The organism is Psychrobacter sp. CX97 (assembly GCF_057396285.1).
The window spans coordinates 21,411-32,477 of sequence record NZ_JBXYJE010000019.1; the positions used below are offsets into that span (position 1 = coordinate 21,411).

Annotated in this window: 8 protein-coding genes; 5 read left to right on the forward strand and 3 right to left on the reverse strand. The window is 39.3% G+C overall.

Annotated features, from left to right (window positions below):
* Positions 1–102: 102 nt before the first annotated feature.
* The 3 genes from AC2SLL_RS11790 to gmk form a co-directional block, all read right to left on the reverse strand.
* Positions 103–2,283 carry a RelA/SpoT family protein gene (locus tag AC2SLL_RS11790; RefSeq protein WP_486531890.1) on the reverse strand — a complete coding sequence of 727 codons (2,181 nt, stop codon included), beginning with the start codon at positions 2,281–2,283 and terminating at the stop codon, positions 103–105.
* Positions 2,284–3,578: 1,295 nt separating this feature from the next.
* The gene (rpoZ, locus tag AC2SLL_RS11795; protein WP_486531882.1) at positions 3,579–3,839 is read right to left on the reverse strand and encodes a DNA-directed RNA polymerase subunit omega; all 261 of its coding nucleotides are present in this window, start codon (positions 3,837–3,839) and stop codon (positions 3,579–3,581) included.
* 122 nt (positions 3,840–3,961) lie between these two features.
* The gene (gmk, locus tag AC2SLL_RS11800) at positions 3,962–4,576 is read right to left on the reverse strand and encodes a guanylate kinase (protein WP_486531883.1); all 615 of its coding nucleotides are present in this window, start codon (positions 4,574–4,576) and stop codon (positions 3,962–3,964) included.
* A gap of 390 nt (positions 4,577–4,966) precedes the next feature.
* On the opposite strand from gmk, the gene ispH reads away from it, so the two are divergent.
* The 5 genes from ispH to AC2SLL_RS11825 all read left to right on the forward strand — a co-directional run bounded on the left by ispH (position 4,967) and on the right by AC2SLL_RS11825 (position 11,034).
* Complete coding sequence (gene ispH / locus AC2SLL_RS11805; RefSeq protein WP_486531884.1) at positions 4,967–5,923, forward strand: 4-hydroxy-3-methylbut-2-enyl diphosphate reductase; 957 nt, start codon at positions 4,967–4,969, stop codon at positions 5,921–5,923.
* A gap of 219 nt (positions 5,924–6,142) precedes the next feature.
* The gene (locus AC2SLL_RS11810) at positions 6,143–6,976 is read left to right on the forward strand and encodes a thioesterase family protein (RefSeq protein WP_486531885.1); all 834 of its coding nucleotides are present in this window, start codon (positions 6,143–6,145) and stop codon (positions 6,974–6,976) included.
* Between the two features lie 674 nt (positions 6,977–7,650).
* Positions 7,651–9,597, forward strand: coding sequence for a molecular chaperone HtpG (gene htpG / locus AC2SLL_RS11815; RefSeq protein ID WP_486531886.1), 1,947 nt, complete (start codon positions 7,651–7,653; stop codon positions 9,595–9,597).
* A 91-nt stretch (positions 9,598–9,688) separates the two neighbouring features.
* Positions 9,689–10,207: a helix-turn-helix domain-containing protein gene (locus AC2SLL_RS11820; RefSeq protein ID WP_486530417.1), complete on the forward strand. Its 519-nt coding sequence runs from the start codon at positions 9,689–9,691 to the stop codon at positions 10,205–10,207.
* Entirely contained in the window at positions 10,195–11,034 is an 840-nt protein-coding gene (locus tag AC2SLL_RS11825; protein WP_486530951.1) for an IS3 family transposase, read from the forward strand. Before AC2SLL_RS11820 ends, AC2SLL_RS11825 begins: the two co-directional genes overlap by 13 nt.
* Positions 11,035–11,067: the final 33 nt, after the last annotated feature.

Genomic DNA, 11,067 nt, shown 5'->3' on the forward strand with positions numbered 1-11,067 from the left:
TTAATAAGTATGGCCTATAGAGAGCCAATTAACTATTAGAACCTGTATTCCTAAGCTGAAGGTAGGCGAAAATAGCCAATTATAGGTTATGAATAGAGCTTCTTAAAGTCGGTATAAACGGCGGATACTACCAAACCCAACCTGAGGTCGTAATGCTTCAATACCTTCTAATAAATGACTACGACTACGGACGATAACATTGATGACGGTGGAATCCGATCGTATATCAACCTTTTCAACCCCAATATTTAACTGACGTAGAGTATAAACGACGTGTGAGACTTGCTCTTCGTTTAATGCAAGGTTGATTTTAAGAAAAGCAGTAAAATGAGGTCGCTCACTTGGATGATCGATGCTCTCTTCAATCTGTTCTTCACTGTACCAATTCAGTTGAACTAACTCATAAGGCTTATCAACGTATTTATTGATAATTGAGTAACAACGATGGCGATGAAGCATCAACCCATGTGTGGTTAAATGACCAATAATAGGGTCACCAAAAATAGGGCGGCAACATCCTGCAAAGTGTACCTCGACCCCATTAGCATTGGATAATAACTGATTGGGTCGATCAAAACCTTTTTTGCGCGCCAGTTCATGGTTTTTGGTCACATCATCGCTAAAGAGGCGTGATACAACCAGCTGTGGTAGCAAATTACCTGCACTCATTTTTTCAAATAATACCGATTTACTGTCTGTATTTTGCCAATGCAACAAATCCTGCCAATCTTCTTCAGTAACATCTGCCAGAGACTTGCCATAAGTTTGTAGAGCCCGATCTAGCGCTTGCTTACCATGCAGTTGTTGCTCAGCGAGAGATAAGCTACTAAACCAACGGCGTAAGGTGCGATGCGCTTTACTAGTAACCACAATGCCGAGCCATTCGGCTTTTGGCTTGGCATCTTTATCTACTTCAATCTCGACAGTTTGTCCACTTTTTAAAACTGATCCTAATTTAGCACTCTTGGCGTCGATTTTAGCGCCAACCGCAATATTGCCGACTTTTGGGCCAACCGCGTAAGCAAAGTCTAAAGCGGTAGCTCCTCGTGGTAATTCATATACACGACCTTTTGGACTGTAGCATAAAATCTTCCGAGAGTTTAGATAGGAAATTAAGTCGTCAATTGTGTCAACCATACTACCGTAGTCAAGCTCGGTACTTTGATCGTTTTGACCCAAATCTATCAGCTCTTTCATATTGCGAAGCGACGCTTGAATGACCGAACGGCTGACTTCGGAGGCATGTTCACCAATGACGCCAAGTCGAGCGGCTGCTTGCATTTTTCGGGTCAAAATCGTTACTTTAATGGTGTCGTTATCGCGTACGTAGGTTAGAGTAAGGGATTGGTTGCCACCAGGGAGTGGATGGCGAATATTGTCCTCTACTTGATGCTCAGGAATAGCATATTTCTTTATTAGATAATCAGCTAATAAATCGCATTCTTCGATCGTGTGGGTAACAATCTCAAAAGCATAGTGGCGTAGTAAGTCATCAATATCGCCGCGGTTACGAAAAAATTGACGATACATAATGACTTGATTGTCAAGTATACGCACATGAGCAGATAACTTATGTCGATCAAGTAAATGGTTTAAATACTGCTGAATAGCATCTTTTTGATATCTGCGCCCAAGCCCGTGCTGTAACAGCTTATCAGACATTTTAGTATACATAATGGGGTCGATATTTCGGTAGCACAGTACCTCAATGTAGTCAGCAATATCATTAAGTCCCATAATGCGTGCAAAGGGCACATAAAATTGTAGAGTCTCACGTGCAGTTGAGCGCTGTTTCTCAGGTCTTACTGCATCTAAGGTAGACATATTATGCAATCGGTCAGCCAGTTTTATAACCAAAACACGAGGATCGTCAAGGGTTGCTGACATAATTTTATGAAAGGTAGCTGCTTTGTTTTGCTGCTTATTATGGCTTGAAGATTTAAGTTTGGTCACGCCATCTACCAAACGGGCTACGGTAACACCATATCGTTTAGAGACCTCATCATCTGTGACCTCAGTATCTTCTACTGTATCGTGCAAAATTGCGGCAATGATTGTGTCCCGATCTAATCGAAAACCAGCCAATATTTCAGCGACTGCGATAGGGTGGGTAATGTATGGTTCTCCTGACTTGCGAAAGTCATTCTTATGGGCAATATCTGCATATTGGCAGGCATCAATTACATCTTTCTTTTCTTTTACATTAAGGTAGGCCACTGAACGCATCAAGTTATATTGTGCTTCATCAACAAGATGATGACTAAGCTTAGGGAGATCTTTCATATCTGCTTTATAAGAATGATCGACAGTATTCGAATCTGGCAAAGAGATGTTAAGATCAATATAGTCAGTCGGGTCTATAACGGTTGTTGAATTGGTTATATAGTTCACGGGTTTGCCGTCTATTTCTTTACTATAACGAGAACCATCTATGTTGCGTGCTTCTGAATCTCTGGTGTTCAAGCCAGTATTTTGGTCTTTATTCAGTCTGTGTGTTGGCTGTAACATGGTTTAGCTATCCTTCAGCAAAGCAACCGGTAGTGTTAATACTCGTCAATTTTTAGTTTGATGTTATTAATTATTCAACAATTAAATGAGCTTTCTCAAAGCGTTTAACTTATTTTATCAATTTACATTTGATTTTATCATCATAAGATTATAGATCTGTATGCGTACTTAGCAAATGGTCAACGCTTACCTACTGAAATCTAAGACTATAAATCCAATGTCAGTATATGACGATACTAATGTATAGATTAAACTAAGATATAGAGTAAAGTTATACGGTCAAAAAAAGCCGCTTTATTGCAGTCAACATCTCAGAGAGTTAACGCAGTAAAAGTAAGCGACTGTTTTAAATATCTTAAAATTTAAGTTAGTAATTTTACTACTTTAAATAGGGTCTTTGGTTTATAAAAAACTTACTTATTAAATAAATAATTTAAAATAAAGGCAAATAATTGTCCCAACGTTATATTTTGGGGTAAGGCAGGGCAATTTTCTTAAAAAGTCCTTTCTTATTCATCTTTATTTTAATAAATAAAAAAAGAGTTACTCAACTATCTCAGATCAGGATGACTTAGCACAAAATAATGTGTTTAAACCGAACTGATCTGCCACCCTAATACTTTGAGTTAATTGTATTAATTTTATCAAACTCTAGTGCCTCTAATTAAACGCAAAAGTGTCATTATGTCAATAGTTAATAATACAAAACAATCGACTTGGTCTTTATTTTAACCTTTGTAATGTCACTCTACGTTACCCAAAATAAGCCTTAAATAGAATAGATACGGCATTGACCGACTAACCAACTTCCTATACCCAGTTAATCTTCTATAATAAGGAGATCTACGGGTTATTCATTGTGTTTATATACAGCTGCATCGTTATATATTATATATAGTTATTTATTACTACTGTCTTTATTTAAAACTGGGTATGTCTGCAATTAAAAAACCACAAGTGGCATAAAGCCAGTTGTGGTTTCATATATATGTTCGCAAGATTTCGAGCTGTGACTTAGAGCGATATAGAAAAATTATAACAATATGAGTCTATATTAAAATTAGTCTATCTTAAAAACCATGACCGCTGCTAAGTGCTAAGTCTAGAGAATTAGTTGCAAAGTGGTGTTCAGGTTGATGGAGAATATCTCTTGATACCAAGCCTGCCGCTATTTCGCGCAGGGCTAAAACTGTTGGTTTATCATTTTCAACTTCAACCAATGGCTCAGCTGTACCTTTCGCTAATTGTTGAGCGCGTTTACTGGCAACCAATACTAGTTCAAAGCGATTATCTACTGCATGTAAGCAGTCTTCTACTGTAACTCGTGCCATAAAATCCTCTTTTATCACTGTGGTAAGTGATGCTTGCAAATAACTGGTTAATAAGGTCAATCAGTAATTATAGCAAAAATAAGTAACCTATGTGCCCATATTTTTATGTGGCTAGCAAAATTTTAGGGGGTTGTTAGGTCTGTAATTGTCTCACTATACCGTGCTTGTTGGCGTTCAAGGGTTTGGCGCTTTGCTACAATAATGGACTTAAGCTCAGACAAAGCCACTTCAAAGTGATCATTGATAACCACATAATCGAAATGTACATATTGTTTCATCTCATTGACGGCACCGGCAAGTCTCTTTTCGATCACTTCTTGACTGTCTAGGCCCCTTGATGATAAGCGTTGCCGCAAAGTCGCTAAACTGGGTGGTAGTATAAAAATCATAATGGCATCTGGATAAATCTTCTTAACTTGTAAAGCGCCTTGCCAATCGATTTCTAAAATAACATCTATTCCTGAGTTTAGTTGGTCACTGACACTTTTTTGAGACGTGCCATAAAAATTTTCAAATACTTGAGCGTGTTCCAGAAAGTCTCCCGCCTTAATACCCTGACTAAATGTCTCTTTGTCGGTAAAATGGTAATCAATACCATCTATTTCACCGGGACGAGGCTGGCGAGTCGTGTGTGATACACTGACAGCTAAGTCATTGGTAGTGGCAATAAGCTGTTTAACCAACGAAGTTTTACCGGTACCAGAAGCTGCGGTAATAATGAATAGGGATCCTTTCATTTATCTCTCTCAGGGCAGTTATTAAGGGTAAAGTTTGCAATCTTAAAATTCATATTAGAAACAAAATATGCAAATGTTGTATCTGACTATGTAAAAAGTTATGGTAAAGTATGAACGAATCTGGCAGCTTCTTAATGGTAATGGTATTTGAACTGTATTTTATTTAAGCCATATTTCAGTTATTTAGTTTAAATATCATCATCAATTATTATTCATTGCAATCTGATTCAGTGCTCATTATACACATTGCTCATATTGAGAAGTAGAGGCCATTGCAACCTTTAAACTATAAACGACTTTTAATGAATCCGTTAAATACTATTTATTAATTTAACTATTTAATCTATCAAATCATTTCTCAATTTTCATCATTTAATGCAAGGGTATGTTATGCAGATTTATCTTGCAAATCCTCGTGGTTTCTGCGCTGGGGTAGACCGGGCCATAGCCATTGTTAACGAAGCATTGGCTCGTTTTGAACCCCCAATATACGTGCGCCATGAAGTGGTGCATAATAAGTTTGTGGTGTCAGATTTGGCGAATCGTGGTGCGGTATTTGTAGAAGAATTACACGAAGTGCCAGATGGGTCGATTGTTATTTTTTCAGCACATGGGGTGTCTAAAGCTGTTGAAGATGAGGCCGAACGCCGAGATTTAACCGTATTCGATGCCACTTGTCCTCTGGTTACTAAAGTGCATATTGAAGTGGCAAAATTTGCTCGCGATGGTATGGATGCGGTGCTTATTGGTCATCAAGGACATCCAGAGGTTGAAGGTACCATGGGCCGGTTTAGTAGAAAGTATGGCGGCGAGATACACTTGGTTGAAGACCCTGAGGATGTGAAAACGCTTGAGGTAAGTGATCCTGAACAGTTAGCATTTGTGACCCAAACCACTTTATCCATGGATGATACAGCGATTGTTATTGATGCGCTGCGTGAGAAGTTCCCCAAGATTCAAGGGCCACGTAAAGATGATATTTGCTATGCAACACAAAATCGTCAAGATGCCGTAAAAGATTTGGCAAGCCGCTGTGAGATTGTTTTGGTGGTTGGTTCGCCCAACTCATCAAATTCTAACCGCTTACGTGAACTGGCCGAACGTATGGGCTGTAAGGCATATTTGATTGATGATGCCAGTGAAATGAGAAAAGACTGGTTTGATGGTGTCCACGCAGTTGGTGTGACGGCAGGTGCCTCTGCTCCAGAAATTCTTATTCAAGATGTACTTAGTCAATTGCAAAGGTGGGGGGGGAGTCTGCCATCTGAGATTGAGGGTATTGAAGAAAATGTCACCTTTAGTTTACCGAAGGCGTTACGTATCCCTGTTTCTCAAGTAGACCCATAACAAACATATAGACCCATAACATATAGACCCATAACATATAGACCCATAAATTATAAATTTTAACGTTTATATCGCATATATCACTCTAAACTAAATACAGATCTAAACTAAATACAGATCTAAACTAAATACAGATCTAAAATAAATAAAGATCTAAAATAAATAAAGATCTAAAATAAATAAAGAAGTTTTACCGTAAACTAAGGTTAAGAATGACTTATGGTTAATTATTATCAGAGTTTAAAACGTGAGCGCATGACAGATGGGTCATGTGTCGCCCACTATAAACCTACTGAACATGCTCAGGGGGCGTGGAACGAGAATGAACAACATATGGGCCCCGCAACAGCGGTACTGATGCATGAGATTGCTAAATTTCATCCACAAGATAGTTTACGAGTGGCAAGAGTCAGTTTAGATATTCTCGGCATGATTCCGCTTAAAGAATTTACCATCACTACGCGCACTATTCGCCCGGGTAAAACCATTGAGTTGGTTGAGTCAGTTATGAATAGTGAGGGGCGAGACTGTGTTGTCGCTAGAGCCTGGCGCTTATTAACGCAAGATACCAGTAAAATTGCAGGGTTGGAAGACGCAAAAGCACCCCATCCTCCAGAGGACTTGCCCTCGTGGGAGGAGATTAGAGGATGGCCAGGTGGGTTTATTAAAAGTTTGCAGCTTAAGTCAGAACAAAATAGACGCCCTGGTAAAGGTTTGGTATGGATAACGACAGATGCTGAAATCGTGAAAGGAGAGCAAACGGCAGACTGGGTACGTTTGCTTGGTTTGGCTGATGTGGCGAATGGGGTGGTACCTAGAACGGGAATGGACTTGGCTTCAGCTGAATGGATGTTTCCCAATACAGATTTGCAAATTCATATGCACCGGTTGCCGCAAGGTCGTTGGTTAGGGATCGAAGCTGTACAGCAACATGGTGCTGATGGTATTGGATTAACCAGCGCAATCTTGCATGATGTGCACGGACCATTTGGACGTAGTGAACAAATTTTAACGGTTCGACCGATGCCAAATAAGCCAAATAAAAAGCAGTGATGGGTAATCAAGATAGGAGCTAAAGAGTATTGAGATAGATAGTATAGGGATAGAGCGCTCAAAGCTTAATATAGAAAAAAAGACTCATGCTTTAGTGCAATTAAAAGCGTAAAGCGTTATCGCTGCTAATAATTTTTTGCACCTTTATAACATGAGGTTCAATAACCTAAGCCCTGTCAACTAGGCGAGCTAAACAAACTAAATGAGTTATTTCACGCTATTTTTTATACCTCGCAACTACCGAGGCTGATGTATCAACCAGCTTTACCCTACTATTTCTCTCATTTCATTCAAATACCTTAAATTCACATGCCTTAAATTCAAATGCTTTGAACTATACTGACTCACAGTACAGTGTCGTCCTAAGCTAATAGTGATGTTTACTAAACTAATGTTAATGTCTTATACGCATGAGATGTCTATTAGTTTGATGACCGACAACTTGTTATACAACGGACTCATTGACCGCTCCATTTATCATGTATCATATCGTTTGAAAGGCTGAGATTAAATTAGCGAGCATTAATCTTAGCATCGCCTTGAAAAAATTACCCCATGCCCATATTAGTGTAAAGGACTAATGAAACGAACTAGAATTGGAATTAAGATTGCTGCAATTGTAATCTATCTCTAAAGACAAAATAAAATTAAATCTATCTTTCAAAGAGGAATTTATGAGCGAAAAAAATGCAACTCAACATGTTTTTGAGGCCGAAGTTTCCCAGCTATTACACTTAGTGACTCACTCACTGTATTCAAATGCGGATATTTTTGTGCGTGAATTGGTATCAAACGCATCAGATGCTTGCGATAAGCTGCGTTTTGAGGCCACAGCGGATGATAGTTTGTATGAGACAGATGGCGAATTAAGAGTTCGTATTGATGTCGATGAACAAGCAAAGACAGTAACCATTATCGATAACGGTATTGGTATGAATGAGGCCGACGCCATTGAGAACTTAGGAACCATTGCTAAGTCGGGCACTAAAGCATTTTTAGACAAGCTTTCTGAATCACAAAAACAAGATGGTCAGCTCATCGGTCAGTTTGGGGTTGGTTTTTATTCAGGCTTTATTGTTGCCGATAAAATTACGGTTGAATCTCGCAAAGGTGGCGAGCCTGCTGATACAGGCGTACGCTGGGTATCTGATGGCACAGGTAAGTTCACAACTGAGACGATTACCAAAGAAGAGCGTGGCACTTCAATTACTTTGCATCTAAAAGAAGAATACACAGAAGGCGAAAACAACTATCTTGACCGCAGTAAAATTAAAAGATTGGTAAATAAGTATTCTGATCACATTAGCCTACCGATTCAAATGCGTAAAGAAGTATGGCAAGAAGAAGTTAGAGAAGAGGACGCTGATTCAGATGAAAATGCTGTGCCATCTGGCGAAATGGTATTGACTGACGAGTGGGAAACCATTAATAAAGCCAGTGCTCTGTGGACGCGTTCAAGCTCTGAGATTGACGATGAAGAATATCAAGAGTTTTATAAAAACATCAGCTATGATTTTAACGAGCCATTAGCATGGACGCACAACCGTGTTGAAGGTCGTGTTCAATATACACAATTATTGTATATTCCTAAAAAAGCGCCTTTTGATTTATATGCCCGTGAACAACAGCATGGCTTGAAGCTGTATGTGAAACGTGTATTTATTATGGATGATGCAGAGCAGTTATTGCCAATGTATCTGCGCTTTGTAAAAGGGGTAATTGATTCAGCAGACTTGCCACTTAATGTGAGCCGAGAGCTGTTGCAAGAGTCGCGTGATGTGAAGTCTATCCGTGATGGTAACGCCCGCCGTGTCCTAACGCTGCTGGCCAGCCTAGCCAATAGTGAGGAGGAGGCGAAGCAAGCTAAGTTTAAAGAGTTCTATGCTGAGTTTGGTGACGTTATCAAAGAAGGACTTGGCGAGGACATATCTAACCAAGAGCGTATTGCTAAGCTACTTCGTTATACCACTAGCACCCATGACGGCTTAGAAACTAGCTTTGCAGACTATAAAGAGCGCATGAAAGACGGCCAAAAAGCCATTTATTATTTGACGGCTGAAAGTTTAACTGCCGCTAAAAATAGCCCGCAACTTGAATTGTTCAAGAAAAAAGGCATCGAAGTTATTTTAATGACCAATCGTGTTGATGAATGGGCGATGAACTTCTTAACCCAGTTTGATGACACGCCACTACAAAACATCGCTAAAGGAGCGGTTGACTTAGGCGACTTGCAAGACGAAGAAGAAAAAGCAGAAGCTGAAAAAGCTCAAGAAACGATGAAGCCTGTGGTTGAAAAGTTGAAAACAGCATTGGGCGAGCGTGCAAGCGACGTACGAGTCTCTAACCGTTTGGTAGATAGTCCTGCGATTTTAGTGACGCCAGAGGGTGCGATGACCCCGCAAATGGTACAAATGCTGAAGCAAATGGGTCAAGAAGTGCCAGACGTTAAACCTACGCTTGAAGTGAACCCCAATCATCCATTAATTCAAAAGCTTGACTCTAGTGAGCAGTTTGATGACCTAGCACAAGTTATCTTTGACCAAGCGTTACTTGCCGAAGGTGGTCAGCTAGAAGATCCAGCGGCTTACTTAAAGCGTATCAATGAGCTTTTATTAAAATAAGCGTAAACGTTTAATCACTTTATTAGATATATAAAAAAGGACTCAAATGAACTGACCCCCAAAAGTTGGACACAACTTATGGGGTATTTTTATGCGTTACAATCTAGATTTTAAGATCAAAGTCATAGGATACTATAAGCAAGGACATACCGGTCATGCCACAGCAAAGAAGTTTAAAGTGAATCCAAGATTTGTAAGTAAATGGGTCAAGCAATATCAAAGCGGTGGTATAAAGGCTATTAAGCCAAAGACAAGCAAAGCCAAATACAGTAGTGAGTTTAAACTTAACGTACTAACAACGATGCTTACCCAAGGCCTAAGTCAATTGGAAGTTGCTCTAAGGTATAACATCAGCTCACCAGCTTTAATCAGCCAGTGGCACAAAGCTTATCGACTACAGGGTATGTCTGGACTCATATCTAAACGTAAAGGTAGAGCGGCCATGAGCAAACCATTTATCACAGACAAACCAGATGATGAAAAGATATTAGCAGAGCTGAAACGTGAGAATGAATATCTTCGTGCGGAGAATGCCTACCTAAAAAAGCTCGATGCCTTGCTCAGGGAGAGGGAACAAGCCGAGACAAAGCAAGGCTCATCGAAGGACTAAGGGATAAATATTGCATATCAGCTTTACTTAAGATAGCTGATATGCCTAAAAGTGTCTTTTATTACCATAGGTGTCAGTTTGATGCTGAAGACAAATACGCTGATTTAAAGCAGCGTATCATCGAGCTATATTACCAACATAAAGGTCGGTATGGCTATCGTAGAATCACAGCCGCATTAAAGCAGTTAGGCATGCATCATAACCATAAGCTTATTGCCAAGCTTATGAAGCAGTTAAATCTTAATGCGAAGATCAGAAGAAAGAAGTATCGATCCTATAAAGGTCAACAGGGAAAAATAGCAAAGAACTATTTAAAGCGTCGCTTCCATGCTGGTAAACCCAATAAACGCTGGTTAACAGACATTACTGAGTTTAAGGTGGGTGACAATAAATTATATCTATCTCCGATTCTTGATTGCTATAATAATGAAATAGTCAGTTATACCTTATCTAAAAGACCAACCTATGATGTGGTAAGTAAAATGCTAGATTTTGCGCTAGATAAGACGAAAACAAGTCGTCATAAAAAGTTAATGCTTCACTCTGATCAAGGCTGGCATTATCAAATGAAGCCTTTTAGAAAGACGCTTAAAAAGCATAAGATAAGACAAAGCATGAGTAGAAAAGGCAACTGCATAGATAATGCGTTAATGGAGAGCTTCTTTGGCACACTGAAGTGTGAGACCATCTATATTGAAAAGCCTAAAACTATTGATGAACTAGAAAAGCAAATTCATGAGTACATTCATTATTACAATCATGAGCGTATTCAGCTTAAACTTAAAGGACTGAGTCCTGTGAAGTACAGAATTCAGTCCTTGAGATAGACTTAAACCGTCCAACTTTTGGGGGTCAGTTCA

Coding starts and splice junctions, on each gene's coding strand:
- AC2SLL_RS11790 (WP_486531890.1), bottom strand. CDS start 2,283: ATGAAAGATCTCCCTAAGCTTAGTCATCATCTTGTTGATGAAGCACAA.
- rpoZ (WP_486531882.1), bottom strand. CDS start 3,839: ATGGCACGAGTTACAGTAGAAGACTGCTTACATGCAGTAGATAATCGC.
- gmk (WP_486531883.1), bottom strand. CDS start 4,576: ATGAAAGGATCCCTATTCATTATTACCGCAGCTTCTGGTACCGGTAAA.
- ispH (WP_486531884.1), top strand. CDS start 4,967: ATGCAGATTTATCTTGCAAATCCTCGTGGTTTCTGCGCTGGGGTAGAC.
- AC2SLL_RS11810 (WP_486531885.1), top strand. CDS start 6,143: ATGGTTAATTATTATCAGAGTTTAAAACGTGAGCGCATGACAGATGGG.
- htpG (WP_486531886.1), top strand. CDS start 7,651: ATGAGCGAAAAAAATGCAACTCAACATGTTTTTGAGGCCGAAGTTTCC.
- AC2SLL_RS11820 (WP_486530417.1), top strand. CDS start 9,689: ATGCGTTACAATCTAGATTTTAAGATCAAAGTCATAGGATACTATAAG.